The sequence below is a fragment of the Enterobacter cloacae complex sp. 2022EL-00788 genome, from assembly GCF_026627565.1.
GTDB lineage: Bacteria > Pseudomonadota > Gammaproteobacteria > Enterobacterales > Enterobacteriaceae > Enterobacter > Enterobacter pasteurii.
On the sequence record NZ_JAPNMC010000003.1, the window covers coordinates 226,598 to 252,314 of the forward strand.

Annotated in this window: 24 protein-coding genes and 1 tRNA gene; 8 read left to right on the forward strand and 17 right to left on the reverse strand. The window is 57.2% G+C overall.

Going from position 1 to position 25,717, the window contains the following annotated elements:
• Positions 1 to 11: 11 nt before the first annotated feature.
• From truA to pdxB, 3 genes are all read right to left on the reverse strand, one after another.
• On the reverse strand, positions 12 to 824 hold the full coding sequence (gene truA / locus OWK27_RS05855) for a tRNA pseudouridine(38-40) synthase TruA (RefSeq protein WP_148419953.1): 813 nt from the start codon (positions 822 to 824) through the stop codon (positions 12 to 14).
• A complete protein-coding gene (locus tag OWK27_RS05860; RefSeq protein WP_148419954.1) occupies positions 824 to 1,837 on the reverse strand; it encodes an aspartate-semialdehyde dehydrogenase in 1,014 nt (337 codons plus the stop codon). Before OWK27_RS05860 ends, truA begins: the two co-directional genes overlap by 1 nt.
• 64 nt (positions 1,838 to 1,901) lie before the next feature.
• Positions 1,902 to 3,038: a 4-phosphoerythronate dehydrogenase PdxB gene (gene pdxB, locus OWK27_RS05865; RefSeq protein ID WP_267590012.1), complete on the reverse strand. Its 1,137-nt coding sequence runs from the start codon at positions 3,036 to 3,038 to the stop codon at positions 1,902 to 1,904.
• Positions 3,039 to 3,149: 111 nt separating this feature from the next.
• On the opposite strand from pdxB, the gene flk reads away from it, so the two are divergent.
• The gene (flk, locus tag OWK27_RS05870) at positions 3,150 to 4,154 is read left to right on the forward strand and encodes a flagella biosynthesis regulator Flk (RefSeq protein ID WP_148419956.1); all 1,005 of its coding nucleotides are present in this window, start codon (positions 3,150 to 3,152) and stop codon (positions 4,152 to 4,154) included.
• 40 nt (positions 4,155 to 4,194) lie between these two features.
• Here the strand turns inward: flk and OWK27_RS05875 are convergent, their stop codons facing one another.
• Positions 4,195 to 5,373 carry an MFS transporter gene (locus OWK27_RS05875; RefSeq protein ID WP_148419957.1) on the reverse strand — a complete coding sequence of 393 codons (1,179 nt, stop codon included), beginning with the start codon at positions 5,371 to 5,373 and terminating at the stop codon, positions 4,195 to 4,197.
• A 68-nt stretch (positions 5,374 to 5,441) separates the two neighbouring features.
• Entirely contained in the window at positions 5,442 to 6,659 is a 1,218-nt protein-coding gene (fabB, locus tag OWK27_RS05880; protein WP_267590013.1) for a beta-ketoacyl-ACP synthase I, read from the reverse strand.
• 158 nt (positions 6,660 to 6,817) lie between these two features.
• Here fabB and mnmC point away from each other — a divergent pair, with 158 nt between their 5' ends.
• Complete coding sequence (gene mnmC, locus OWK27_RS05885) at positions 6,818 to 8,815, forward strand: bifunctional tRNA (5-methylaminomethyl-2-thiouridine)(34)-methyltransferase MnmD/FAD-dependent 5-carboxymethylaminomethyl-2-thiouridine(34) oxidoreductase MnmC (protein WP_267590014.1); 1,998 nt, start codon at positions 6,818 to 6,820, stop codon at positions 8,813 to 8,815.
• A gap of 46 nt (positions 8,816 to 8,861) precedes the next feature.
• On the opposite strand, the gene OWK27_RS05890 is transcribed toward mnmC, so the two are convergent.
• Genes OWK27_RS05890 through prmB form a run of 6 tightly spaced genes read right to left on the reverse strand, consistent with a single transcriptional unit; the run spans position 8,862 to position 13,413 of the window.
• Positions 8,862 to 9,140 carry a YfcL family protein gene (locus tag OWK27_RS05890; RefSeq protein ID WP_267590015.1) on the reverse strand — a complete coding sequence of 93 codons (279 nt, stop codon included), beginning with the start codon at positions 9,138 to 9,140 and terminating at the stop codon, positions 8,862 to 8,864.
• 13 nt (positions 9,141 to 9,153) lie between these two features.
• Positions 9,154 to 9,699 carry an elongation factor P hydroxylase gene (locus tag OWK27_RS05895; protein WP_267590016.1) on the reverse strand — a complete coding sequence of 182 codons (546 nt, stop codon included), beginning with the start codon at positions 9,697 to 9,699 and terminating at the stop codon, positions 9,154 to 9,156.
• Positions 9,699 to 10,508: a sulfite exporter TauE/SafE family protein gene (locus OWK27_RS05900; protein ID WP_148419962.1), complete on the reverse strand. Its 810-nt coding sequence runs from the start codon at positions 10,506 to 10,508 to the stop codon at positions 9,699 to 9,701. Before OWK27_RS05900 ends, OWK27_RS05895 begins: the two co-directional genes overlap by 1 nt.
• Positions 10,508 to 11,332, reverse strand: a complete 825-nt coding sequence (gene mepA, locus OWK27_RS05905; RefSeq protein ID WP_176609823.1) for a penicillin-insensitive murein endopeptidase — start codon at positions 11,330 to 11,332, stop codon at positions 10,508 to 10,510. Before mepA ends, OWK27_RS05900 begins: the two co-directional genes overlap by 1 nt.
• Positions 11,333 to 11,334: 2 nt before the next feature.
• Entirely contained in the window at positions 11,335 to 12,420 is a 1,086-nt protein-coding gene (gene aroC, locus OWK27_RS05910) for a chorismate synthase (protein WP_148419964.1), read from the reverse strand.
• A gap of 60 nt (positions 12,421 to 12,480) precedes the next feature.
• Entirely contained in the window at positions 12,481 to 13,413 is a 933-nt protein-coding gene (gene prmB / locus OWK27_RS05915) for a 50S ribosomal protein L3 N(5)-glutamine methyltransferase (RefSeq protein ID WP_267590017.1), read from the reverse strand.
• Between the two features lie 145 nt (positions 13,414 to 13,558).
• Here prmB and smrB point away from each other — a divergent pair, with 145 nt between their 5' ends.
• The gene (smrB, locus tag OWK27_RS05920; RefSeq protein WP_148419966.1) at positions 13,559 to 14,110 is read left to right on the forward strand and encodes an endonuclease SmrB; all 552 of its coding nucleotides are present in this window, start codon (positions 13,559 to 13,561) and stop codon (positions 14,108 to 14,110) included.
• Positions 14,111 to 14,156: 46 nt separating this feature from the next.
• On the opposite strand, the gene sixA is transcribed toward smrB, so the two are convergent.
• From sixA to OWK27_RS05940, 4 genes are all read right to left on the reverse strand, one after another.
• Positions 14,157 to 14,642, reverse strand: a complete 486-nt coding sequence (gene sixA / locus OWK27_RS05925; protein ID WP_148419967.1) for a phosphohistidine phosphatase SixA — start codon at positions 14,640 to 14,642, stop codon at positions 14,157 to 14,159.
• A 209-nt stretch (positions 14,643 to 14,851) separates the two neighbouring features.
• Positions 14,852 to 16,999, reverse strand: coding sequence for a fatty acid oxidation complex subunit alpha FadJ (gene fadJ, locus OWK27_RS05930; RefSeq protein WP_267590018.1), 2,148 nt, complete (start codon positions 16,997 to 16,999; stop codon positions 14,852 to 14,854).
• On the reverse strand, positions 16,999 to 18,309 hold the full coding sequence (fadI, locus tag OWK27_RS05935; RefSeq protein ID WP_176609819.1) for an acetyl-CoA C-acyltransferase FadI: 1,311 nt from the start codon (positions 18,307 to 18,309) through the stop codon (positions 16,999 to 17,001). Before fadI ends, fadJ begins: the two co-directional genes overlap by 1 nt.
• Before the next feature lie 239 nt (positions 18,310 to 18,548).
• Entirely contained in the window at positions 18,549 to 18,833 is a 285-nt protein-coding gene (locus OWK27_RS05940) for a YfcZ/YiiS family protein (RefSeq protein ID WP_028013973.1), read from the reverse strand.
• 372 nt (positions 18,834 to 19,205) lie between these two features.
• Here OWK27_RS05940 and fadL point away from each other — a divergent pair, with 372 nt between their 5' ends.
• Positions 19,206 to 20,489 carry a long-chain fatty acid transporter FadL gene (gene fadL / locus OWK27_RS05945; protein ID WP_148419971.1) on the forward strand — a complete coding sequence of 428 codons (1,284 nt, stop codon included), beginning with the start codon at positions 19,206 to 19,208 and terminating at the stop codon, positions 20,487 to 20,489.
• Between the two features lie 44 nt (positions 20,490 to 20,533).
• Here fadL and mlaA read toward each other — a convergent pair whose 3' ends face one another.
• Positions 20,534 to 21,286 carry a phospholipid-binding lipoprotein MlaA gene (mlaA, locus tag OWK27_RS05950; RefSeq protein WP_003861365.1) on the reverse strand — a complete coding sequence of 251 codons (753 nt, stop codon included), beginning with the start codon at positions 21,284 to 21,286 and terminating at the stop codon, positions 20,534 to 20,536.
• A 313-nt stretch (positions 21,287 to 21,599) separates the two neighbouring features.
• Between mlaA and OWK27_RS05955 the strand changes: the two genes are divergently transcribed.
• Both OWK27_RS05955 and OWK27_RS05960 read left to right on the forward strand, forming a co-directional pair.
• On the forward strand, positions 21,600 to 22,529 hold the full coding sequence (locus OWK27_RS05955; protein ID WP_242171861.1) for a formate/nitrite transporter family protein: 930 nt from the start codon (positions 21,600 to 21,602) through the stop codon (positions 22,527 to 22,529).
• A 75-nt stretch (positions 22,530 to 22,604) separates the two neighbouring features.
• Positions 22,605 to 22,676 (forward strand) — tRNA-Arg (locus tag OWK27_RS05960).
• A 13-nt stretch (positions 22,677 to 22,689) separates the two neighbouring features.
• On the opposite strand, the gene OWK27_RS05965 is transcribed toward OWK27_RS05960, so the two are convergent.
• Entirely contained in the window at positions 22,690 to 24,069 is a 1,380-nt protein-coding gene (locus OWK27_RS05965) for a diguanylate cyclase (RefSeq protein ID WP_267590019.1), read from the reverse strand.
• 268 nt (positions 24,070 to 24,337) lie between these two features.
• Here OWK27_RS05965 and lpxP point away from each other — a divergent pair, with 268 nt between their 5' ends.
• Positions 24,338 to 25,258, forward strand: coding sequence for a kdo(2)-lipid IV(A) palmitoleoyltransferase (gene lpxP / locus OWK27_RS05970; RefSeq protein WP_176611187.1), 921 nt, complete (start codon positions 24,338 to 24,340; stop codon positions 25,256 to 25,258).
• A gap of 359 nt (positions 25,259 to 25,617) precedes the next feature.
• Positions 25,618 to 25,689: a membrane protein YpdK gene (gene ypdK, locus OWK27_RS05975; RefSeq protein ID WP_099458937.1), complete on the forward strand. Its 72-nt coding sequence runs from the start codon at positions 25,618 to 25,620 to the stop codon at positions 25,687 to 25,689.
• Positions 25,690 to 25,717: the final 28 nt, after the last annotated feature.

Genomic DNA, 25,717 nt, shown 5'->3' on the forward strand with positions numbered 1-25,717 from the left:
TGCACCTTTGTTTAGTCCGCTAAAAAGAGCGGGCCCATTGGCGGTTTTGGCAGGTCGAACCGGTCCGGATAATCCACCGAAACCAGATACAGCCCTTCCGCTTTCGCCGTTGCTGCCGCAAGCGTTCTGTCCTTCGCTGCCAGCAGTTCTGCAATCCAGCTCTCCGGCTGGTGTCCGGCGCCCACTTCCATCAGGCTGCCTACAATATTCCGCACCATATGATGTACAAAGGCATTGGCTTTGATATCCACCACCACATACGCGCCATAACGACTGACGCTAATATGCATAACGTTACGCCACGGCGTACGGGACTGACACTGCACCGCACGGAACGACGTAAAGTCATTTTCACCAATCAGACACTGCGCCGCACGCTGCATACGTTCTGCATCGAGCGGTTCATAAAAATGCGTCACGCCCTGGCTTAACACCGCCGGGCGCAGGCGCTGGTTGTAGATGACGTAACGGTAGCGCCGCGCCGTCGCGCTGAAACGCGCGTGAAAGTCATCCGGCACAGCTTTAACCCAACGCACCGCAATGTCACCAGGTAAATTCGCATTTACGCCCAGCGTCCAGGCCGCGTCTTTGCGCACGGCGGTAGTTTCGAAGTGCACCACCTGTCCCGTGCCGTGAACGCCCGCATCGGTGCGGCCCGCGCAGAAGACGCTTATCGGTTCATTCGCCACCTGAGAGAGCGCTTTCTCCAGCTTTTCCTGGACGCTGCGCACCTCATTCTGACGCTGCCAGCCATAATATTTGCTGCCGTCGTACTCGATGCCGAGGGCAATTCTGTGGACCGGCTTTTGTTCCACTTCCGACATCAGTACAGGTACTCCTGTACCAGCTTCTCGGCGATTTTGACCGCCATCAGCGCGCCGCCGAAGCGAACGTTGTCCGCCACGGACCAGAACTGCACCTGCTCCGGCATGCCGTAGTCGTTGCGAACGCAGCCCACGGAGAGGTGCGCGCTGCCGGTTGCGTCGCCCACCTGCGTCGGGAACTCGCCTTCTTCGGAAAGCACGATGTCTTCGGCACGACCAAACGCGTCGCGCGCCTCTTCGGCCGCCAGCGGACGCAGGGCTTCAAACCCGACCATCTGCGCATGACCGTAAAAGACCGGCGACTGCACGACGTTTACGGAGATCGTCAGCCCGTCATCCTGCATAATTTTGCGCGCTTCGTCGACGATGCGGCGCTCTTCCCGCACCGAACCTTCACGATCCGGCAGCAGCGGGAGCATGTTGAACGCCAGCTGGCGGCCAAAGAAATCGTCTTCGTCGATCGGGATACCGTTCAGCAGCTTCGCGCTCTGCCCTGCCAGCGCATCGACCGCTTTTTTGCCGCTGGCGGAGGCGGACAGCAGGCTGGTCACGGAAATACGCGACAGGCCACCGTCGTCGATAAGCGGCTTCAGCGCGGTCAGCAGCTGGCTGGTAAGGCTGTCTGGTACCGCAATGATGTTACGGTTACGGTAGTCAGCCAGCACGAACGGGTTAACGTCCGGTACCACCAGCGGCACGTCCGGCTCCAGGGAGAACAGGCCGCTCAGGTCAATAACCAGACATCCGGCGTTGGTGGCTTCTTCAATATAAGACGCCGTTGCTTCTGCACCTGCGGCAAAAAATGCCAGCTGAGCCTGCGTCCAGTCGAACGCGGCGGCATCCTGCACCGTCACGGTTTTGCCGCCGAAGCGCAGATGTTCACCGGCGCTGTCGGTACGCGCCAGCGCAAAAATGTCGCCCACCGGGAACTGACGCTCAGCAAGGGTTTCGAGCAGGGCTTCGCCCACGGCGCCAGTGGCACCCAGAATGGCAATGTTCCAGCCTTCAGACATGGTGGTTTACTCCAGAAATAAAAAAGCGTCCCTGCCGGAGCCTCCGGCAGGGAGCAGAAAGACATTAACGTGCCGGATGGTGAACGGCGTTAAATCCCAGCTTGTGCAGCAGCGTCGCCGCTGAGGCGTCGTCGCACATCACATACAGGGAAGACCACTCGCGGCGCTCGAGATAATTCTTGCGCAGCTTGTCAAACTCACCCGGAATACCCGCCATTTTACGCAGCAGCGCGTCATCGCGGCGCACATCATACACCAAATGCACCAGCCTTTTCAGCGTTGCCTCATCCAGCGGCCCATGAAGGGTGAGCCGGCCGAACTCGGGCGCGGGAAGTAACGTGTCCAGCGCCACCTGCTGCGGATGGCCGATAAAGGCGCTGTAGGCCTCAAATACCTGAGTCGTGCCGCGCGCTTTGCCTTCGAGGGTATAACCCGCGATATGCGCGGTGCCCACGTCCACCTTATCCAGCAGCGCGACGTTGAGATCCGGCTCGGGCTCCCAGACGTCCAGTACGACGCTGAGATCCTGACCTTCGTCGAGGCATTTCAGCAGCGCCGCGTTATCTACCACCGGACCACGGCAGGCATTTATCAGAATAGTGCCAGCCTTCAGGCGGCGGATCAGCGTTTCGTCGGCCAGATGCAGGGACCTGTAAGGCCCCTCTTTAAAGAGCGGCGTGTGGAAGGTAATGACGTCGCACTCGTCAACCAGCTCATCCAGCGTACGGAAATCACCTTCATCGCCGTTATCCTTGCGCGGCGGATCGCACAATACCGTGCGAATGCCCCACGCTTCCAGGCGCTTTTGCAGGCGTCCGCCCACGTTTCCCACGCCCACGATGCCTACGGTGCGGTCCTTCAGCGCAAACCCGTCGCGCTCGGCCAGCATCAGCAGTGAGGAAAAGACGTATTCCACGACGGCGATCGCGTTACAGCCTGGCGCCGCTGAAAAACCGATCCCCGCCTGCTTAAGCCACTGGTCATCCACATGGTCGGTCCCGGCCGTTGCCGTCCCGACAAATTTAATCCCTTTGCCGCAGAGCAGTGCCTCATTTACTTTGGTCACCGAGCGCACCATCAGGGCGTCTGCATCGTCCAGCTCGCTTACCGGAATCGGGCGACCAGGGACAGCCTTAACCTCACCCAGGCGGCTGAACAGCTCGCGGGCGTAAGGCATATTTTCATCAACGAGGATTTTCACGTCTGAGTACCTGTTTGAGAGGAAGTAAACCTGCCAAGTGTGCCATAATCTCGCCGCCGGGCATATATTTCTGCCCGGTTACGCAGAGTTTGACTTTAAGGATTTTTGACGATGCAGCCCATTTCAGGTACGCCTCCGCGCCCTCCGGGTGAAGGCCCCGTAACGCCCAACACGCCAGGCGACCAGCCGCTCTCCACGCAACAGCGCACCGTACTGGAGCGTCTGATCACGCGCCTTATCGCGTTGACCTCGCAGCAAAACGCTGAGGTATGGGCAGGCGTTAAGCACGATTTGGGCGTCAGAAACGATGCGCCGCTACAGTCGCGCCATTTCCCTGCCGCTGAGCAAAACCTGAATCAGCGTCTCACCAGCGCGCAGCAGCAGCATACGACCCGCCAGACTGTCTCGCAGCTGACCGAGCTGTTGGGCCAGGGGAACAATCGCCAGGCGGTGAGTGATTTTATCCGTCAACAGTACGGGCATACCGCGCTGAGCCAGCTTTCGCCGGAACAGCTTAAAACCGTGCTGACCCTGCTGCAAAGTAATCAGCTCTCTATCCCGCAGCCGCAACAGCGCCAGCCTACAGAACGGCCAATGCAGCCTGCGGAACATAACACGCTCAAGCAGATGGTCACTAAGCTGGCTGCGGCCACCGGCGAGCCGACAAAGCTTATCTGGCAGTCCATGCTGGAACTCTCCGGCGTGAAAGCGGGCGAGACGATCCCGGCAAAACAGTTTACCCATCTGGTCACCTGGCTCCAGGCGCGGCAGACGCTCAGCGCCCAGAGCGCCCCGACGCTGCATACGGTGCAGGCGTCGCTTAAGCAGCCCCTTGAGCCGCAGGAGTTTGCAGCCGTTAGGGACTACGCTCAGCAGGCCTGGCAGGCCACCCCGCAAACGGTGCTGACAACCGCACAGGTGCAGGATTTACTGAATCAGATCTTTATCCGCCGCGCCGAGCGTGAAGGTGGCGTGCCGGAGGTGCGGGATATTCAGCCTGTCTACAGCCCGCTGTTTGCGCCGGTGGTCGACACCTTTAAAACGCTTTCAGCCCGACCGGGACTGATGTTTGTCGCGTTGATGATTGCGCTGGCGATTTTCTGGCTGGTTGCCTGACGTTTAGCCGGGCAAGGCGTAGCCGCCACCCGGCAACACGTTAGCCCTTTCGAAACGCCACCAGCGTCACCACAATCCCCACCACCGCGGACACCGCACCGGCGAGAAATACGGAAGGGTAGCCAAACGAGGTTGCAAGCAGCCCCGCCAGCGGTCCGGCGATCCCATAAGAGATGTCCTGAAACGCCGCGTAGCCCCCCAGCGCAGTGCCGCGAACCTGCGGCGCGACGCGCTTCACCACTTCGACGCCCAGCGCCGGGAAGATCAGCGAACAGCCGCAGCCGGTTAACGCCGCCCCCAGTAACGCAACGAACGCGCCGGGCGCCTGCCAGAGCAGCAGCAGGCCAATGGCCTCGATCGCCAAAGACGCCACGGCGACCTTCACACCGCCAAAGCGATCCGGCATCCAGCCAAACAGCACGCGCATCAGCACAAACGCGCCACCAAAAGCCGTCAGCGTAAAGCCCGCCATCGCCCAGCCGCGGCTCATGAAATAGAGGGAGACGAAGGTACCGATAACCGCAAAGCCCACTCCCTGAAGCGCCAGCCCCAGACCCGGCTGCCAGATTTGCCCCACCACGCTCCACAGCGAAGGACGCTCGCCTTTATGGGCTGGCACCTTGCGCACCGAACCGTTAAATGCCCACGCCAGCAGCGGCAATACCATAGTGGTTGCTGCCAGCGCCGCAAAACCAAACTGGCTGTGGATCAGCAGCCCCAACGGCGCGCCTGCCGCCAGTGCGCCGTAAATCGCCATCCCGTTCCACGACATCACCTTGCCCGACTGCGCAGGGCCAACCAGCCCCATTCCCCAGGTCAGGGTACCGGTCAGCAGCTGGCTTTCGCCGAAGCCGAGGATCAGGCGTCCCGCCACCAGCAGGGCGAACTTATACGCGGCGTCTACCGGCAGGAGTGCCGCCAGCAGCCACGCACCTCCGGCCAGTCCGCAGGCCAGCATGCCCTGCAACGCCGAGCGTTTTGCGCCGTGCTGGTCCGCCAGTCGTCCGGCGTAGCCCCGGGTTAATACCGTGGCTAAAAACTGAATGCCCACCGCAATGCCGACCATGGTGTTGCCGTAGCCCAGCTCGTGATGTACGAAAAGTGGGATAACAGGCAGCGGCAGGCCAACGGTCATGTAGGTCAGGAATACCGCAAAGGCGATGCGGAAAAGGGAAAGGTTCCCGGAAGGGGTACGCTTCTCAGGGATAACGGCCTTCATGCATAACTCCGTGTTCAGGCATAAAAAAAGGGAGCCGCGCGGCTCCCTTCTACTATACCTTCAAACGCTTACGCTTTCAGCTTGCGCATCACCAGCGTGGCGTTGGTGCCGCCAAAACCGAAGCTGTTAGACATAACGGTCGTCAGCTCACGTTCGGTGGTTTCGGTCACGATGTTCAGGCCAGCCGCCTGCTCGTCCATCTCTTCGATGTTAATGCTTGGGGCGATAAAGCCGTTTTCCAGCATCAGCAGAGAGTAGATTGCTTCCTGCACGCCTGCCGCACCCAGAGAGTGACCGGTCATGGCTTTGGTTGCAGAGATAGCCGGGCTGTTGTCGCCGAACACTTCGCGGATCGCACCCAGCTCTTTCACGTCGCCTACCGGAGTAGAGGTCCCGTGGGAGTTCAGGTAGTCGATTGGGGTATCAACGCCATGCATCGCCATCTTCATGCAGCGCACCGCGCCTTCGCCGGATGGGGCAACCATGTCGGCACCGTCAGACGTTGCGCCGTAGCCAACGATCTCAGCGTAGATATGAGCACCGCGTGCCAGCGCGTGTTCCAGCTCTTCAACCACAACCATACCGCCGCCGCCTGCGATAACAAAACCGTCGCGGTGCGCATCATAGGTACGGGAAGCCTTAGCCGGGGTTTCGTTATATTTGGTGGACAGTGCGCCCATCGCGTCGAATTCGCAGGCCATTTCCCAGCCCAGCTCTTCGCCGCCGCCAGCAAATACGATGTCCTGCTTGCCCAGCTGGATCTGCTCTACCGCATTACCGATGCAGTGCGCGGAGGTCGCGCATGCAGAGCTGATGGAGTAGTTCACACCGTGGATTTTGAACGGCGTTGCCAGGCACGCGGAAACCGCAGAACCCATCGCTTTGGTCACAACGTAGGGACCTACCGCTTTCAGGCCGCGCGGGCTACGCATGGCGTCAGCACCGAATACCTGTGCTTTAGAGGAACCGCCGGAGCCTGCAATGAGGCCAACGCGTGGGTTGTTCTGGTAGACGTCTTCGTTCAGACCAGAATCCTTGATCGCTTCCTGCATGGAAAGATAGGCGTAGATAGAGGCATCGTTCATGAAACGAACCACTTTACGGTCAATTAAACCGGTGGTGTCCAGTTTAACGTTACCCCATACGTGGCTACGCATTCCAGAATCTTTAAACTCTTCAGAGAAAGTGATCCCGGAGCGTCCTTCACGCAGAGATGCCAGGACTTCCTGCTGGTTATTACCGATGCTGGAAACGATGCCCAGGCCAGTAATCACTGCACGTTTCATTCAATACCTCTGTAAGTCGCACTATAAAAAGTTTCGAGTCGCACAATAGCGTACACTTGTACGCCGAACAAGTCCGATCAGCGATTTTCTGTGGAAATTTGCACCGATGGGCCCACATCGCTAAGATCGTGCCACTGCCTGTCGGACGAGTAACTTACGTGAAACAAAACGCCATACAACCTGCCAACCTCGAATTCAACGCTGAGGGTACACCTGTTTCCCGAGATTTTGATGACGTCTACTTTTCTAATGATAACGGACTGGAAGAGACGCGCTATGTTTTCCTCGACGGAAATCATCTCGGCACCCGTTTTCCCGAGCATCCGCGCAGTCTGTTTGTCGTGGCGGAGAGCGGTTTCGGAACCGGGCTGAATTTTCTGACCCTCTGGCAGGCGTTCGAGCAGTTTCGCGCTGCACACCCCGAGGCTACGCTACAAAGATTACATTTCATCAGTTTCGAAAAATTTCCGCTTACCGCGCACGATCTGCGGCTTGCACATCAGCGCTGGCCGGAGCTTGCCCGCTGGGCGGAGCAGCTTCAGGCCCAGTGGCCACCGGCTATCGGCGGCTGTCATCGTCTGATTCTGGACGACGGGCGCGTCACGCTCGACCTGTGGCTGGGCGACATTAACGACCTGACCGATAAGCTCGATGACGCGATGAATCAGAAGGTTGATGCCTGGTTCCTGGACGGCTTCGCTCCCGCTAAAAACCCGGACATGTGGAGCCAGCATCTGTTCAGCGCCATGGCGCGGCTGGCCCGTCCCGGCGCGACGCTTGCCACCTTCACCTCGGCGGGCTTTGTCCGCCGTGGGTTACAGGAGGCGGGTTTTACCATGCGCAAAACCAAAGGCTTTGGCCGCAAACGCGACATGCTGGTTGGCGTGATGGAGCAGGAACTGGCGCTCCCGGCCAAAACCCCCTGGTTCGCGCGTCGCGCCAGCACCTCGCGTGAGGTCGCAATCGTGGGCGGCGGCATTGCCAGCGCCCTGCTCTCGCTGGCGCTGCTGAACCGTGGCTGGCAGGTGACGCTCTACTGCGCTGACGAGGCGCCGGCAAACGGCGCCTCGGGCAACCGTCAGGGAGCGCTCTACCCGCTGCTGAGCGCCCACGATCCCGCGCTGTTCCAGTTTTTCCCGGCAGCGTTTACTTTCGCCCGACGTCTTTATGATAGCCTGCCGGTCGCGTTCGACCACGACTGGTGCGGCGTGACGCAGCTCGGCTGGGATGAGAAGAGCCAGCAAAAAATCACGCAAATGCTGTCGCTGGGTTTACCGGAGGCCATCGCCCAGGCGGTGACTGCGCAGCAGGTTTTAGAAACCGCTGGGGTCGACGCCGGCTGTGGCGGCATTCAGTACCCGCTCGGCGGCTGGCTGTGCCCGGCCGAACTGACTTCTGCGGCGATTGCCCTCGGCCAGTCGCGCGGGCTGACGGTGCGCTATGCCCACAAGGTTGAATCGCTCAGTCGTGCAGAACGCTGGGTTCTGCATTTTGCTGATGGAAAAGAGGCAGAGCATGCCAGCGTTGTGCTGGCAAACGGGCACTGCATCAGCCAGTTTGTTCAGACGGAAAAGCTGCCTGTCTACCCCGTCGGCGGCCAGGTGAGCCATATCCCTTCCACGCCCGCGCTGAACGAACTGCGCCAGGTACTGTGCTACGACGGCTATCTGACGCCACAAAACCCCTCAAACGGCCATCACTGCATCGGCGCCAGCTACCATCGCGGTGAAGCGGTTATGCAATACAGCGACGCGGATCAGCAGCAGAATCGCCAGCGCCTGATTGACTGTTTCCCGAATGCCGAATGGGCAAAAGAGGTTGACGTCAGCAAAGGCGAAGCCCGCTGCGGCGTACGCTGCGCCACTCGCGATCACCTGCCGATGGCGGGAAGCGTGCCGGACTACGAGACCACGCTTGAGGTATATCACCACCTCGCTGAAAGCCGGGAAAGCGCGGTGAGTGCGCCGGTTTATCCGGAGCTATACATGCTGGGTGGGTTAGGCTCGCGCGGGTTGTGCACCGCGCCGCTGCTGGCTGAAGTGTTAGCCGCACAAATGAGCGACGAGCCCCTTCCGCTGGACAGCGTGACGCTTGCGGGGCTGAACCCCAACCGGTTATGGGTAAGAAAATTACTGAAGGGGAAGTTGGTTAAGTAGGATCGGGTCTGGTGCCCTCTCCCACAGGGAGAGGGTGGTGAAACACTTACTTCGCGTTCGCCTGCTGGAACAAACTGTCCCACATACCCAGCACCAGCGACTGGTCGCGCGGGGAGAGTTCTCCGGCCAGAATGGCTTTTTCCAGGCTGCGGGTCACTTCATCATGCACCGCCCCGGCAGAGTGATCGTCCCCTGCCTCCAGCGCGGCAACCGCCAGCGTCAGGTGTCCACGCAGATAACCGCTGGCGAACAGCTCATCATCACTGGCGTGTTCCACCATGTCATCAATTAACGCCAGAATGCGTGATTCAAATTCTGCGATCATCTTCTTTCCTCTGTTAAAGATCTTCCGGCCACGGGAAGCATTCCGCCGTTATTTCCGGCGTGTGGTAATAATTCTGTAAAGCCTCGATCAGACGTGCCGGACGTTCCGGGATGCCTTTCTCAAGATATTCCATCACCTGCGCGTGTACGCGGCGCTGGAAGACGATGCGATCGGGCTCGAAGTCGCCCTCAAGGTTGTCACAGCTCACGTTGAACGGGAAACCCGCCGCCACGCAGAACAGCCATTCCAGCGCCTGCGGCTTCACTTCCACATCTTCAAACCGGCCCTGAGTAGCGGCATCGCGCCCGTCCGGGCAATACCAGTAACCGAAGTCCACCAGCTCGCGACGCGCTTTCCCCGCGATGCACCAGTGTGAAATCTCGTGCAAACCGCTGGCGTAAAAGCCGTGCGCGAATACGATGCGGTTGTAAGGAACCTCGGCATCTGCAGGAAGATAGATCGGTTCGTCGTCGCCTTTAATCAGACGGGTATTAAAATCATCAGCAAAACAGCCGTTAAAGATCTCAATCAGCTGTTCGTAGTTATGCGTACTGTTCATTAGTGCATCCCCAACCAGGTGAGGATCTCCTGTCCATGGCTGTCATAAAGAAGTTTGGCGCTCATCACCGCCGAGACGACAACAATCATCGGGCGGATCAGCTTTTGCCCTTTGCTTAAAACCAGACGCGAGCCGACGCGCGCGCCCAAAAACTGTCCGGCCATCATGACAAAGCCGGTTGCCCAGATAACTTTGCCGCCAATGATGAACAGCAGCAGGCCGCCAACGTTGGAGGTCGCATTAAGGACCTTGGCATGGGCGGTGGATTTAGCGAGGTTAAACCCGGCCAGCGTCACGAACGCCAGCGCGTAAAACGAGCCGGCACCCGGCCCAAAGAAACCATCGTAAAAACCGACGCAGCCACCGGCAATCAGCGCAAACGGCAGGCCGTGCAGCCTCCGCGCACGGTCTTCTTCACCAAGCTTTGGCATCAGTAAGAAGTAAAGGCCGATACAGATAACCAGAATCGGCAGGATCTGGCGCAGAATGTCGGACTGCACATGCTGAACCAGCAGCGCGCCCGCCGTCGAGCCGATAAAGGTCATCAGGATATTGAGCTTCTGATCGGCGAGATTCACCACCTTGCGGCGAACAAAATAGAGCGAGGAGGAGAGCGAGCCGCCGCACGCCTGGAGTTTGTTGGTGGCGAGCGCCTGAGCTGGACTCATGCCTGCCGCCAGCAGCGCCGGAACGGTGAGCAACCCGCCGCCGCCCGCCAGGGCATCAATGAATCCGGCCAGCATCGCAACAAAAAACAGTACCGCCAGCAGCAGCGGCGACACCATAAACAGATCGACGAAAGTATCCATTAAAGTACGTGCTCATCCAGTAGCGCCTGGCAGGAAGGCGGCAACGGAGGCGGTGTCTTCTTCTCAGGCTTAGAGGTTCCAGGCTTGGCCGGCTCAAACCAGCTTTGCAGTTCGTAGCCACAGCCATCGCCAGGCGGCGGCAGCGGCTGATCTTCACATTCAAGGCTGTTCGCCGGGCAGCGCAGACGAACGTGCATATGTGCCCGGTGCTGGAACCACGGTCGTACTTTACGCAGCCAGTCGCGATCGGTTCCCGCATCCAGACAGAGCTGCTGCTTGATGGCCGGATTAACGAAGATCCGCGTGACGTCGTTATCTTCCGCCGCCAGCTTGATCATGCTGGAGATCTCCGGCGACCAGCGCGAAGCAACGACGCGTTTCCCGTCGGCCGACACCAGATCCAGCGCCTGCGGCTTCAGCAGCTGCGCTGAGCTCCAGCGCGCTTTCGGCAGCTGCAGGAAGATATCCACATCCAGACCGGTCTGGTGGCTGGCGTGTCCGCCGTTAAAGCGACCTCCGGCAGGCATCCCCATATCGCCAATCAGCATCGTACCCAGCCCCAGGTTATGCACCTGGTTCCCCAGACGCTGGATAAACAGCACCAGATCGGGATGACCGAAATAACGGCGCTGATCGGTACGCATCACCTGATACGTATCCGACTGGAGCGGCAGCGCCTGCGCGCCCACGATACAGCCGTTAGAGAAGGCGCCGATGGACTGCGCGCTTCCCGCCACCGGATGGGTGATTTTTTGCCACGGCGTGGCGGCCAGGCTGGCACCACTGGCCAGCAGCGCCAGCAGCGCGATTGCGGTTTTTTTCATAGTTACCAGCGTGGAATGGTGGTCGTCACATCCGCATTCTGCGCGCGCTGGCGCAGGAAGTGATCCATCAGCACGATCGCCAGCATCGCCTCTGCGATCGGCACCGCGCGGATCCCCACGCACGGATCGTGACGCCCTTTGGTGATCATCTCAACTTCGTCGCCAGCGCGGTTAATCGTGTGCCCGGGCACCGTAATGCTGGAGGTTGGCTTCAGCGCAATGTTGGCAACTATCTGCTGCCCGCTGCTGATCCCGCCGAGAATACCGCCCGCATGGTTGCTCTGGAAACCGTCTCTGGTGATTTCGTCCCGGTTCTGGCTGCCGCGAAGCTGAACCACGTCAAATCCGTCGCCGATTTCCACGCCCTTCACCGCGTTGATGCTCATCAGCGCGTGGGCGATATCGGCATCGAGGCGGTCGAATACCGGTTCGCCCCAGCCTGCCGGCACGCCGTCCGCTACCACGGTAACCTTCGCGCCAATTGAGTCGCCCTCTTTTTTCAGGCCGCGCATCAGTTCGTCCAGCGCGTCCAGCTTGTCGGCATCGGCGCAGAAGAACGGGTTAAGCTCGACCTGATCCCAGTCCTTGATCGCCAGCGGAATGTCGCCCATCTGGGTCAGACAGCCGCGGATCGCGATGCCAAACTTCTGCTGAAGGTATTTTTTGGCAATCGCCCCTGCCGCCACGCGCATCGCGGTTTCACGCGCCGATGAGCGGCCGCCGCCGCGATAGTCGCGGAATCCGTATTTTTGCTCGTAGGTGTAGTCGGCGTGGCCCGGACGGAAGACGTCTTTGATCGCGCCGTAGTCCTGGGAGCGCTGATCGGTATTTTCAATCAGCAGGCCAATGCTGGTGCCGGTGGTGCGGCCTTCGAAAACGCCGGAGAGAATTTTAACCTGGTCCGGCTCGCGACGCTGCGTGGTGTAGCGAGAGGTGCCCGGACGACGACGATCGAGGTCGTGCTGTAAATCGGCTTCGGTCAGTTCGATGCCTGGCGGGACGCCATCAACGATACAACCCAGTGCCAGCCCGTGCGACTCCCCAAAGGTGGTCACGCGGAATACCTGTCCAATACTGTTTCCTGCCATCACGGCTCCGATGTTGTTGTTTGCGTTTGAGCGTTGTGAAACGGGCCGAAGCCCGCTGGATTAGTCTTTGTAAATGCTGAAGTATTCGCGAGCGTCGAGGAGCTGCGCTTTGGTCAGCATAAAGACGCCGTCACCGCCGTTGTCGAACTCAAGCCAGGTGAACGGCACATCCGGGTACTGCTCTATCAGATGTACCATGCTGTTGCCTACTTCACAAATCAGAACGCCGTGGTCGGTCAGGTAATCCGGCGCGCAGGCCAGAATGCGGCGGGTCAGCTTCAGGCCGTCAGTACCTGACGCCAGGCCCAGCTCCGGCTCGTGGCAATACTCGTTCGGCAGATCGGACATGTCTTCCGCATCCACGTACGGCGGATTGGTAACGATCAGATCGTATTGCAGCGTTGGCAGGTCGCGGAACAGGTCAGAGCGGATTGGCGTAACGTGGTGGATCAGCCCGTGCTCTTCAATATTGTGTTCGGTGACGGCCAGCGCGTCGGTGGAGATATCCACGGCGTCCACTTCCGCTTCAGGGAAGGCGTACGCGCAGGCAATCGCGATGCAGCCGCTGCCGGTGCACATATCGAGAATGTGCTGCGGCTGACGATCGATCAGGCCGTCAAAGTGGTTGTTAATCAGCTCGCCAATCGGCGAGCGCGGCACCAGCACGCGTTCGTCCACGTAGAACTCGTGGCCGCAGAACCAGGCTTTGTTGGTCAGGTAAGCCACCGGAATGCGCTCGTTCACGCGGCGGATCACGCGCTCTACGATGCGGTGTTTTTCGCTGGAGGTCAGACGCGCGGTGCGCATGTCTTCCGGAATATCCAGCGGCAGGTAGAGCGACGGCAGCACCAGCTGAACGGCCTCATCCCACGGGTTGTCGGTACCGTGACCGTACCAGATATTGGCGGCGCTGAAGCGGCTAACCGACCAGCGCAACATGTCCTGTATGGTATGCAGCTCGTTTACTGCTTCATCGACAAAAATTTTATCCACTCTTTCCTCCAGGGCATGCTCGCATAATTTTCGGCGGCTAGTTTGCCATGAAGACGGCGATAAATCAGCAATGACGCGTGCCGCTTGAGGTTAAAAAATGCATTTAGTCGGGTACACTATCGGAAATACGAGATGAGAATGACGAATGAAAAAGAAAACATCGCTCAGCGAGGAGGATCAGGCTCTCTTCCGACAGCTTATGACCGGGACGCGCCAGATCAGGCAGGACACCATTGTTCATCGCCCGCAGCGTAAAAAAATCAGCGAAGTACCGGTCAAACGGCTGCTCCAGGAGCAGGCCGATAACAGTCACTATTTTTCAGATGAATTTCAGCCGCTGCTGAATACCCAGGGTGCGGTGAAATACGTGCGCGAAGACGTCAGCCATTTTGAGCTGAAAAAATTACGTCGGGGAGATTATTCGCCGGAGCTGTTTCTCGATTTGCATGGTTTGACCCAGATGCAGGCGAAACAGGAGCTGGGGGCGTTGATAGCAGCGTGTCGTCGCGAACATGTTTTTTGTGCCTGCGTAATGCACGGTCACGGTAAGCATATTCTCAAACAACAGACGCCGCTGTGGCTGGCCCAGCATCCGCACGTGATGGCTTTTCATCAGGCACCAAAAGAGTACGGCGGAGATGCCGCATTGCTGGTATTGATTGAAGTTGAGGAGTGGCAGCCGCCAGAATTACCCTGACAGGATGGCGGGAGGCACGCTGCCCCCCGCCATATCGCACGTCACGTCAGATTGCTTTTGCCATCTTCAGGTTGCACGGACTCATTTGCCAGTTGAAGACCCCTTTGCCGGTGTCGTCGAGGGTGACGTTGGCAATGGCGGACGTCGTGAACATCGGTGGCGTTTCGCCCGGGCACAGCTCAGATACCAGATAGCCGACCAGCGGCAGGTGGGAAATGACCAGCGCGGAAGCGACGCCTTCGTTGCATAACGCCTGAAGATAAGCGCTGACAAGGCCAACATCGCCACACGGCGTGAGTTCAGGGAGAACATCCACGCTGGATGGCAGGTTCATACACTCCCCCACCACATCCAGCGTCTGTTCTGCCCGCAGGTACGGACTCACCAGAACGCGTTCAATGTCCACTTTTTGACCTTTAAGCCATGTCGCCATCTGACGGGATTCGTCGCAGCCACAGACGGTTAAAGGACGTACTGAGTCACTGGCGGCATCGAGTGCCGCGTCGCCGTGACGCATGATAAAAACTTGCATATTGCACCGCTTTTGTTAACCAGAATCACCGGCGTTAACTACCCGCGATAAATGCTCTGAGGTAGAAAACCCGATGGCCGGGCATTGTGCCTGATCCATTCGGTGAATGAAACGCTGTTTTTTACCTCAATGGCGTAAGTATAGTCAATCTCTGTTTACAATTTCGCCAGAACAGGTCCCCTCACCGGAGGATTTACCCTTCTTTGACTTCAGTTTACGAAATCAGTTTCCCTTGCGGGCCAGAAGGTCTGGCCCCGTTCCGCCATCTGCAATAATTCGTCACAAGGTGTAAATCGCGGACCATACTGCGAGGCCAGACGTTGCAGGATCGCAACCACTTCACCCGCCCCGAGGGTATCCATATACCGGAACGGGCCGCCAAGAAACGGCGGGAAACCAATGCCAAAGACGGCGCCGATGTCGCCATCGCGCGCGCCTTTAATAACCTTCTCACCAAAGCAGCGTGCCGCTTCATTGAGCATCATCATCACGCAGCGTTCAGCACACTGAACCGCCGACAATTTTCCCTGTCCCGCGGCAGGTATAAGCCCATAAACAGAAGGGTCGACCTGTTTCTTGCTTTTACGCCCTTTCGCGCCGTAAAGATAGAAACCGCGTTCATTTTTTCTGCCTTTGCGATCGTCCTTCAAAATTGCAGAAACAACGTTTGCAGGCGGCGAAAAACGATCGCCATAAGCGGCTTCCAGCACGGGGATAATTTTAGTGCCGGTATCAATGCCTACCTCATCCAAAAGCTGGACAGGGCCTACGGGGAAGCCAAACTTTACTAAGGCCTCGTCAACGTGCTCAATTTTCTCGCCTTCCGTCAGGAGCCGCATCGCTTCGTTGATGTACGGCGCCAGTATGCGGTTGACGTAGAAACCGGCTTTGTCCGCTACCACGATGGGGGTTTTCCCCTGTTTTTTCGCCAGCTTCACCACCGTGGCAATAGTTTGCGGACGGGTTGTGGCGTGAGGGATGACCTCTACCAGCGGCATTTTTTCGACCGGACTAAAATAGTGCAGCCCTATCACCTGCTCCGGACGCGCGGCTTTCGCTGCGATATCGCCAATCGGCAGGGAGGAGGTATTTGAAGCGAAAATGGTGTGCGGCGCGCAGTGCTCCTCAACCTCCGCCACCATCTGCTGCTTAAGCGCCAGATCTCCGAAAACGGCTTCAATCACAACGTCGCGATGCGTAAACCCGCTGTAGTCCGTGGTGCCGGAGATCGTCGCGAGCGTTTTATCGCGCTCGCTGGCTTTGATATGGCGGCGTTTAACCTTTCGCTCGAGGTTCTGCCAGCTGTACTGCAGCGCGTGGTTGATGCCCTTAGGGTTAATGTCTTTGATACGTACGGGCAATTTGCCTTTGCTGGCGGTGACAAACGCGATGCCGCCGCCCATCAGCCCACCGCCCAGTACGCCAACGGCGCGCAGCGGAGCAGGCTCAGCCTCGCTGCCCGGATCTTTTTTCACGTCAGTACTGGCGAAGAAAATGCTTCGCAGCGCCTGCGACTGCGGCGTCATCGCCAGCTCGCCAAAAGCTTTCGCTTCGGCGGCATAGCCGCTGCTGCTGCCCTGCGACAGCCCGGTTTCAATCACGTCCAGAATGCGCTTCGTGGCCGGGTAGTTACCTTTGGTTTTTTGCCCGGTTTTTTTACCCACCATATTAAATAACAGCGCGCGCCCCAGCGGCCCGGCAAGGACGCGCTCGCGCACCGGCAGCGCGCGTTTTGCCTGGCGGCCTTTAAGCGCCCGCTCAACGGCGGCATCGAGCAGGATGGCGTGGGGAACGACCTCGTCAACCAGCCCCGCCTTTAACGCCTGTCGGGCGCGCAGCTGTTTTCCGGTTAAGATCATCTCCAGCGCCGTGCTGACGCCCACCAGACGCGGCAGGCGCTGCGTTCCACCGGAGCCGGGCAGCAGTCCAAGCTGCACCTCCGGCAGGCCCAGCACGGTTTTCGCATCGTCGGTACAGATGCGGCTGTGGCAGGCCAGCGCCAGTTCAAGCCCGCCGCCCAGGCAGGCGCCGTGAATTGCGGCGACAACGGGTATCGACAGCGCATGGATTTCCGCCATCACCTGCTGGCCCTGGCGCGCCAGATCCTCTGCTTCCTGCGCGCTTCTGGCGCGGACAATCATGTTGATATCGGCCCCGGCAATGAAGTTATCCGGCTTTGCCGAAATAAACACCAGCCCGCGAATCGCCTTGTTTTCACGAATTTGTCTGAGCATGTCGCGCACCTGAACGCCAAACTCGGCCTTCAGGGTATTCATCTTTTCGTCGGGCACGTCAATGGTGATAACGGCCACGTTATCGAGGCGAACGGTCAGGTTAAATGCAGATGTCGTTTCCATTACTCAGCCTCCAGAACCATTGCTGCGCCCAGACCGCCCGCCGCACAGGCGGTGACAAGACCAAAGCCGCCGCCCCGGCGGCGTAGCTCATGTAACGTCTGGGTTATCATTCTCGCCCCCGTCGCCGCAAACGGATGGCCATAAGCGATGGAGCCACCCAGCACGTTGAATTTGCTCTGATCCACTTCGCCTGTGGCATGCGCGCGGCCCAGCACGTCGCGGGCAAAGCGCTCGCTCGCCATAAGCTGAACGTTTGCCAGCGTTTGTGCGGCAAAGGCTTCGTGCATATCAATTAACGTGAGATCGGAGAGCGTCAGCCCCGCGCGCTCCAGCGCCAGCGGCGTGGACCAGGCAGGCCCTAACAGCATGTCCTGCCAGACATCGATAGCGGTGAAGGCGTAGCTGCGCAAATAGCCCAGCGGCGTTATGCCCAGCTCTTTGGCCCGGGACTCCGTCATCAGGATCACGGCGGCAGCACCGTCCGTCAGCGGAGTGCTGTTAGCCGCGGTTACCGTTCCGTGTTTACGGTCAAAGGCCGGGCGCAGCTTCGCATAGTCCGCCAGCGTCGAGGTGCCGCGAATATTGTTATCTTCCGAAAGCGGCTCACGATAGGGCGGGACATAGGCGGTCATCACTTCGCCGGTCAGTTTGCCTTCCGACCAGGCCTTTGCGGCAAGCTGATGGGAACGGTGCGCCAGCGCATCCTGCTGCTCACGCGTGATGCCGTAGGTTTTCGCCATCTGCTCGGCGGTGTCGCCCATGCGCAGGCCGGTGGAGTATTCGGCGACGGCGGGTGGAACAGGCAGCAGATCCCGCAGGCGCAAACGCGAGAAAAGCTTCAGCTTCTGCCCGGTGGTGCGGGCTTTATTGGCATCCACGAGAATGCGGGCCAGCTTTTTGCTGACGCCGATGGGCAGCACGGATGAGGAGTCTGCGCCTCCGGCGATCCCGGCGCGAATAGTGCCCGCCATCAGGCTTTCCGCCACGTTCGCCACCGCCTGGAAACTGGTGGCACAGGCACGGCTGACGCTGTAGGCGTCGGTGTGCACGTTCATGCCCGTTCCCAGAACGATTTCACGCGCGATATTTGGCGCCTCCGGCATCTGCACGACCTGACCAAAAACCAGTTGCTCAATGATTTCAGGCGGAATGTCGCTGCGAGCCAGCATCTCCCCCACCACCATTTTTCCCAGATCGACAGCCGGTATTCCGTGAAACGCGGTTGCCTGACGCGCAAACGGCGTACGCAGCCCGCTGACGATGGCAATGCGGTCACCGTGTCGGGTGATAAGCGGTAATGCCTGACTCATAACACTCCCCTGTAAAAAAAATTTGCGCACGCACAAAGTGGTCTGACCTGATAATAGTCTTAACTATTTTTTTACATTGAGCCAATCGGGGAAGCGAAAAATTGCGAGCTAAGGCACAGAGAAGAAAAAGAAAATGCGCCGAGGTAAAAGCAAAACGGTAACCCATAGGTTACCGTTTTTAGTGTTTGCACCCTCTCCCGTGGGAGAGGGCTGGGGGTGAGGGCATCAGGCCGCGGAGATTAACGCAGCCCTAACTGGAAAATCAGCGTTTCTGCTTCACAGGCGAAGACAAAGTCGATATCCAGCTTCACGCCGCCGTCCACTTCCGTGAAGGTGGATTTGATTTCGCACGGATCGGACTCCACGTCGCGCGCGCGCTTGCTCAGCGCAGCCAGCGTCTCTTCTGCTTCAGCGCGGTTAGTGAATACACGGCTGTAAGAGGCGGTGCAATCGGTGTTGTCCATGATGGTGCCAACATCCATACAGCAGCAAACCGGGGTTTCATCAGCACTGCATTTACTCATAGCTCAATTTCCTCTGTATTCGCGCAGCGCGCGAGATAAACACGATGCGACTATTTTACGCCCCCTCGCGTGCCCCCTCCAGCCGTTAATGGCGCAAAATCGGATAAGTGAGCAATATCACACTAAAAAATGATCTAAAACAAAATTCACCTTTTCAGATGATTCGCACTGGTCACAATTTTGCCAACCAGATCTCGTTTCAAGAAACATATCTGAAAATATTAATAAACAAACTTGCAACATCCCAGCTGGTCAGACCTATACTCTCGCCACTGGTCTGATTTGTAAGTCATACCTCAGACCCTACACTTCGCGCTCCTGTTACGGTATGTAACAATTATTGAATAAAAATAACTCAATGAGGTTATGGTCATGAGCCAGAAAACCCTGTTCAAACAAACTGCTTTAGCAGTTGCAGTGGCAATCGTCTCAACGTCCGCCTGGTCAGCGGGCTTCCAGTTAAACGAATTTTCTTCCTCTGGCCTTGGCCGTGCGTATTCCGGGGAAGGTGCGATTGCCGATGACGCAGGCAACGCGAGCCGTAACCCGGCGCTGATCATGATGTTCGATCGCCCTACCTTCTCTGCTGGTGCGGTTTACATCGATCCTGATGTCAACATTTCCGGCAAATCTCGCTTCACCGGTGCAGACCTGAAGGCGGATAACATTGCGCCGACGGCGTGGGTGCCTAACCTGCACTTTGTTGCACCTATTAACGAGCAGTTTGGTTGGGGGGCTTCCGTTACCTCTAACTATGGCCTGGCGACGGAATTCAATAACGACTATCCGGCCGGGGAATACGGCGGTAAAACCGATCTGACCACCCTGAACCTCAACCTGAGCGGCGCTTATCGTCTGAACGAAAGCTGGAGCTTCGGTCTGGGCTTCAATGCCGTTTATGCTGATGCGAAAATTGAGCGTTACACCGGCGAGCAAACCGCCGCGCTGCCGAAAAACAGCAATAAAATTGCCAGCCTGAAAGGCGATGAATGGGGTTACGGCTGGAACGCCGGGATCCTGTACGAGCTGGACAAGAATAACCGCTGGGGTCTGACCTATCGCTCAGAAGTGAAAATTGATTTCGATGGCGATTACAAAAGCGGCATCCTGAGCCCTGTTAACGGCCTGGTTCCGGGTGCGGGCACCACCATTCCATGGGGTACATCTAACCAGACCGTACCGGGTTCACTGTCGCTGCATCTGCCAGAAATGTGGGAAGTCTCCGGCTATAACCGCGTCGCGCCACAGTGGGCGATCCACTATAGCCTGGCTTACACCAGCTGGAGTCAGTTCCAGGAGCTGAAAGCCACCGGCACCAACGGTCAGACGCTGTTCTATAAGGACGAAAGCTTCCACGACGCATACCGTCTGGCGCTGGGTACAACCTACTATATGGATGACAACTGGACGTTCCGTACCGGTATCGCGTTTGATGACAGTCCGGTTCCGGCGGATAAACGCTCCATCTCCATTCCTGATCAGGACCGTTTCTGGCTTAGTGCGGGTGCAACCTATGCGTTTAACGAGAATGCCTCCATCGACGCTGGCGTCTCTTATATGCACGGTCAGAAAGTGACGTTCCAGGAAGGCCCTTACGAGTTTACCTCTGAAGGTAAAGCGTGGCTGTTCGGTACCAACTTCAACTACGCGTTCTAATCGCGCAGGCATCAAAAAAGGTGAGCATCGCTCACCTTTTTTATTTATTCCGAATCGATATCTTTTAATTCATTCTCGATGGCTTTCGCGTTTGGATTATCTTCCGGCTTCAGCTTGCCGCCGTTGGCAATAAAGTCGTGGTTCTGGAAGTAGGCCTCACGCACCATAATGTACGGATCTGACGACTGACGCAGCAGACCATCAGAGTCCAGCAGCTGCGCACGTGTTTCAATGCCTTCCACCGTCCATTTACCAATCGACAGCGGCCAGGTGAGCCATGACAGCACCGGATACAGCGTATCCACCATGTCGCCGCCATCATCACGCACGGTGAAGCTGCCGTAGAATGGCAGATGCACATACGGACCATAACCCACGCCATAATGCCCCAGCGTACTGCCGAAACGGTGCGGCTGCTCGCGCTGCAGTTTCGGGTTCGCCATGCCGGCGACATCAATTAAGCCGCCCATCCCCAGCAGGGAGTTCAGGAAGAATCGGGTGAAATGCACCATTCCCTGATACGGGTCGCCCTGGAGGAAGTAGTTCACCATCACCGCAGGCTCTTCCAGGTTGCTGGTGAAGTTGCTCAGGCCGTTACGCGCTGGCTGCGGAACGTAGTCACGCCACGCCACGGCAACCGGTCGAACCAGGTACGGATCCAGCACATTGTAGTTAAAGCTGTACATTGAACGGTTAAATCCTTCGAGAGGATCGGAGCGTCCCGTTTGCTCGCCAGAGCTGGCGCAGCCCACAAGCATTGTGACGCCCAGCGCAAGCGCCGACAGCCGAAGTTTCATAAATTTCTCCCTGTTCAGTATGGCTATCGTTGAATGCCATCCGAGACGGAGCATCTTACGCTCCGCCGAAACGTGCAAGTGATTGTAACAGCACGCTTACCGATGTCTACGAGGACAATGACGACCCGCTCTCGTCATCACGCTAATTTCAGCATAGCCTGGCTTTCAGAATTCGTTTCGCCGGCAATTTTATATTGGCTTTGAAAGGGATGTCTCACCTTTATTGCCATTTTCAGCAATTTAAGAGCTTCCCCACGGGCAGCGCGCTAAAAGCCGCTACGCTTAAATGAGCGATAACCCCGAAGGAGCAGTTATGAAAGACATTAACGAAGAAAAAATTGGCGAGAATAATGAAGAACCTGAGATTGAGAGCGAGGAGAAAGACCGGGGAGAAGAGATAGAGGTCGATGAGGACCGCCTGCCGTCGCGCGCCATGGCCATTCATGAGCATATTCGCCAGGACGGCGAAAAAGAGATGGAGCGCGACGCGATGGCCCTGCTGTGGTCGGCCATAGCCGCCGGCCTGTCGATGGGCGCATCGCTGCTTGCCAAAGGGATATTTCACGTGCAGCTGGAAGGCGTACCGGGCGGGTTTCTGCTGGAAAACTTAGGCTACACGTTCGGCTTTATTATCGTCATTATGGCGCGGCAGCAGCTTTTCACCGAGAACACCGTCACCGCCGTATTGCCGGTAATGCAAAATCCTACCCTCGGGAATTTTGGCCTGCTGATGCGCCTGTGGAGCGTCGTGCTGCTGGGTAACCTCATCGGTACAGGCGTAGCCGCCTGGGCCTTCGAATATATGCCAATATTTGATGAACCTACCCGCGATGCCTTCGTGAAGATCGGTATGGACGTGATGAAAAACACGCCGGTGGAAATGTTCTCTAACGCCATCATTTCCGGCTGGATCATCGCCACCATGGTCTGGATGTTCCCGTCAGCGGGCAGCGCGAAGATTGTGGTGATTATCCTGATGACCTGGCTAATCGCCCTCGCCGATACCACGCACATTGTGGTCGGAACCGTTGAGATCCTTTATCTGGTCTTTAACGGCACCCTGCACTGGAGCGATTTCTTCTGGCCGTTTGCGATCCCCACCCTTGCGGGCAACATTTGTGGCGGAACCTTTATCTTCGCGCTGCTGAGCCATGCGCAAATCCGTAACGATATGTCCAACAAGCGTAAGGCAGAGCTAAAAGCACAGGAAAAAAAGGCGCAATCCACTAAAAAATCGGGCTAAACGGTGACTCTTTGACCAGTCAGGCGGCAAGGCGCTTAACGAAAAGTGTAAATAACGCTATACTCTTGCCGCTTCGTCCCCTTAGTTAAATGGATATAACGAGCCCCTCCTAAGGGCTAGTTGCAGGTTCGATTCCTGCAGGGGACACTTCCGATTTCCCTTATGCCTCCTTCCACAGCTCCACGCAATTGCGGCCACGACGTTTCGCGCCGTACAGCGCTTCATCCGCTGCCTGAATCAACCGCTCGTAGTCAGGATGCCCGTTAAACATCGCCGCCCCTATCGAAAGAGAGAGCGGGATAATATCGCCGGCCGGAGAGTTAACCTTGATTTTTTCCACCCGTTTGCGAATCCGCTCGGCAATTCGCAGCGTGTCTGCCTCTGAGATTTCCGTTAGCACAATCAGAAACTCATCTCCGCCGTAGCGAAAAACGTAATCGCAGGTCCGCACGTTGTCATAAAACGCGCCGGCGACCTTACGCAGGATCTCATCTCCCGTGTTGTGCCCCCAGGTATCGTTAATTTGCTTAAATTTATCAACGTCAATAAGCAGCGTAGAAAGCCTGGTTCCGGCCCGGCTGGCGTGCAGAATTTCGCGTTTGAATATGGTTGGCAGGAAACGGCGGTTCAGCAGCCGGGTCAGGACATCCACGCCGACCTCGTGACGTGAGACCTCGTCAAACAGCTCCCGCAGCAGCGTAATGATTTGGGAGAGCGAGTTTCGCATTTGATGCAGGAATTTATCCCGGTGCACGTTATCGTTCAGGCCCTGCTCGGATTGACGGATGCGCTCGAAGGTTTCGTCAAACTCCTGAATCAGACGCGAAATATGACCGGCCTCAGCGATCCCGCTGAAATAGTGGCGTCCCTTATGGCTAAACCACAGCCCAAACTCAGACTGGCCCAGCGGCAGGCTGTTGCCGATGCTGGAATTAAGCGTGATTTTATACAGAAGCACCATTTCCCATGTCAGCAGCGCCGCGGTCTGCCTCTCCTTCTCCTCTTCGGCATTTTCCATTAAGGAAAAGATTCGGTAGTTTTCGTCCTCTTTCGCCGCATTGTTTTCGCTAAACACGTAAGCCCGCGACATCACTTCCATAGCCAGGTCGATGCTGTTTATCGCGTAATGATAAATATGGAGCTTTACCTCAGACGAATGAGGGCTGGTGGTAACGATGGGCAACAGCAGCTTTTTCAGAACGCGAAACCCCATTTCGACCAAATCAACCGAAATGCCGATACGGGCATGAACGTCCGCGGCGCGCTGCTGGGCCCGGATCTGTTCTTCAACCTGGCCGGCCTCGCAGGAAAGTACGTCGGTAAGCCAGCGACGCAGCGCCTCCTGAAGCTGCCTTTCCACCTGCTCGGTAGTCAGAAATTCAGCGACGGAGGGATCGGCCAGAACAATACGATAGAATTCATCGATCAGCGCTGTGGCATTATCCCCGGCAAGCTCGGCCGCAAGCCGGTGCACTTCGGGATCGGTTTCATTAATCAGCTTTACCCACTCTTGTTTTACCGTTTGCAGGTAGGTTTCCATGGTCAGCTCCTTCAGGAGACACGCGGGAATGCAGATTTAACAATAGCAAAATCAACCCACTCCGCAATTGTCGCTTTTTTAAACAAAAAGGAGTGATAGCTCATATCGTATAACGGTGCTACATTATGCCGCCCACCCAAGTCAGCAATGGCCAGGCAACGTCGTAAAGAACGGTAAAGCCTGCAACCATGACCTCGTCCTACGGTCTTAATGGCACGTGGTATCGCGAAGTCTGCGCTACCTTCACAGGCTTTACAAAGGTTCCACTATTTTGTCTCAATCCAAATTTCAGCGGGCGTTTCTGCACCCGCGCTACTGGTTTACATGGTTCGGTCTTGGCGTGCTTTGGCTGCTGGTGCAACTTCCCTACCCCGTGATTCGTTTCCTGGGCTCGAAGCTGGGTAGCGCATCGCGCCATTTCCTGAAGCGTCGCGAATCCATTGCCCGTAAAAATCTCGAACTCTGCTTTCCGCATTACAACGCGCAGCAGCGTGAAAAGCTGATTGCTGAAAACTTTAAATCTATCGGTATGGCGCTGCTCGAAACCGGCATGGCCTGGTTCTGGTCGGACGAGCGCGTGCGTAAATGGTTTGACGTTGAAGGTCTGGATAACCTGAAGCGCGCCCAGCTGCAAAACCGCGGCGTGATGGTTGTCGGCGTGCATTTTATGTCCCTTGAGCTGGGTGGCCGCGTTATGGGCCTTTGCCAGCCGATGATGGCTACCTATCGTCCGCATAACAGCGCGCTGATGGAGTGGGTACAAACGCGCGGACGCATGCGTTCGAATAAAGCCATGATCAGCCGAAACAACCTGCGCGGCATGGTCGGTGCCCTGAAGAAAGGCGAAGCCGTCTGGTTTGCACCGGACCAGGACTACGGTCCTAAAGGCAGCAGCTTTGCCCCCTTCTTTGCGGTGAAAAATGTCGCCACGACGAACGGTACCTTTGTGATTTCACGTCTTTCAGGCGCCGCGATGTTAACGGTGACCATGGTCAGGAAAGCGGATAAATCAGGCTACCGCCTGCACATCTCTCCTGAAATGGCCGACTATCCTGAAAACGAAGGCGAAGCTGCCTCCTTTATCAACAAGGTGATTGAGTTCGAGATTATGCGCGCGCCTGAGCAGTATCTGTGGATGCACCGCCGCTTTAAAACCCGCCCTCTGGGCGAAGCCTCCCTCTACGTCTAAGCCTTTCTGAAGGTTAGTTTCGCTAAGAAACTAACCTTTTCAATCACCTGTAATCACATTGCGTGACGGCTTATTCGAGCCGTCGCTCAATACACTTTTATTGCGTGATGAAATCAAACTGTCGCCGTTCCACGACACCTGTAAGTATAGGAAATTATTTAAAAAAATGACTCTTGTCACCCCTGAAATTTAGGCGTACATTAGCGCCGTCTGGCGACAGGAAAGCACAGAATTCTGAGCTGAAGTTAGCGGCGTAACGGGATAATTCTTATTTACCCCTGCGCGCGATTTCAACTCTCTATACTCAGTTGGACTCTGTTTTTTTAATGCGTACCGGTAGATACGCGGAGCGATGAAACGTGAAATATTTTTTTATGGGCATTTCGGTTATTGTTTTAGTTTGGGCCGGGACGTTTGCTCTGATGATCTAGTTAAGAAAATGCAGTCAAAAAAACAGGC

Coding starts and splice junctions, on each gene's coding strand:
- truA (WP_148419953.1), bottom strand. CDS start 824: ATGTCGGAAGTGGAACAAAAGCCGGTCCACAGAATTGCCCTCGGCATC.
- OWK27_RS05860 (WP_148419954.1), bottom strand. CDS start 1,837: ATGTCTGAAGGCTGGAACATTGCCATTCTGGGTGCCACTGGCGCCGTG.
- flk (WP_148419956.1), top strand. CDS start 3,150: ATGCAGCCCATTTCAGGTACGCCTCCGCGCCCTCCGGGTGAAGGCCCC.
- OWK27_RS05875 (WP_148419957.1), bottom strand. CDS start 5,373: ATGAAGGCCGTTATCCCTGAGAAGCGTACCCCTTCCGGGAACCTTTCC.
- fabB (WP_267590013.1), bottom strand. CDS start 6,659: ATGAAACGTGCAGTGATTACTGGCCTGGGCATCGTTTCCAGCATCGGT.
- OWK27_RS05890 (WP_267590015.1), bottom strand. CDS start 9,140: ATGATCGCAGAATTTGAATCACGCATTCTGGCGTTAATTGATGACATG.
- OWK27_RS05895 (WP_267590016.1), bottom strand. CDS start 9,699: ATGAACAGTACGCATAACTACGAACAGCTGATTGAGATCTTTAACGGC.
- OWK27_RS05900 (WP_148419962.1), bottom strand. CDS start 10,508: ATGGATACTTTCGTCGATCTGTTTATGGTGTCGCCGCTGCTGCTGGCG.
- mepA (WP_176609823.1), bottom strand. CDS start 11,332: ATGAAAAAAACCGCAATCGCGCTGCTGGCGCTGCTGGCCAGTGGTGCC.
- aroC (WP_148419964.1), bottom strand. CDS start 12,420: ATGGCAGGAAACAGTATTGGACAGGTATTCCGCGTGACCACCTTTGGG.
- smrB (WP_148419966.1), top strand. CDS start 13,559: ATGAAAAAGAAAACATCGCTCAGCGAGGAGGATCAGGCTCTCTTCCGA.
- sixA (WP_148419967.1), bottom strand. CDS start 14,642: ATGCAAGTTTTTATCATGCGTCACGGCGACGCGGCACTCGATGCCGCC.
- fadJ (WP_267590018.1), bottom strand. CDS start 16,999: ATGGAAACGACATCTGCATTTAACCTGACCGTTCGCCTCGATAACGTG.
- fadI (WP_176609819.1), bottom strand. CDS start 18,309: ATGAGTCAGGCATTACCGCTTATCACCCGACACGGTGACCGCATTGCC.
- OWK27_RS05940 (WP_028013973.1), bottom strand. CDS start 18,833: ATGAGTAAATGCAGTGCTGATGAAACCCCGGTTTGCTGCTGTATGGAT.
- fadL (WP_148419971.1), top strand. CDS start 19,206: ATGAGCCAGAAAACCCTGTTCAAACAAACTGCTTTAGCAGTTGCAGTG.
- mlaA (WP_003861365.1), bottom strand. CDS start 21,286: ATGAAACTTCGGCTGTCGGCGCTTGCGCTGGGCGTCACAATGCTTGTG.
- OWK27_RS05955 (WP_242171861.1), top strand. CDS start 21,600: ATGAAAGACATTAACGAAGAAAAAATTGGCGAGAATAATGAAGAACCT.
- OWK27_RS05965 (WP_267590019.1), bottom strand. CDS start 24,069: ATGGAAACCTACCTGCAAACGGTAAAACAAGAGTGGGTAAAGCTGATT.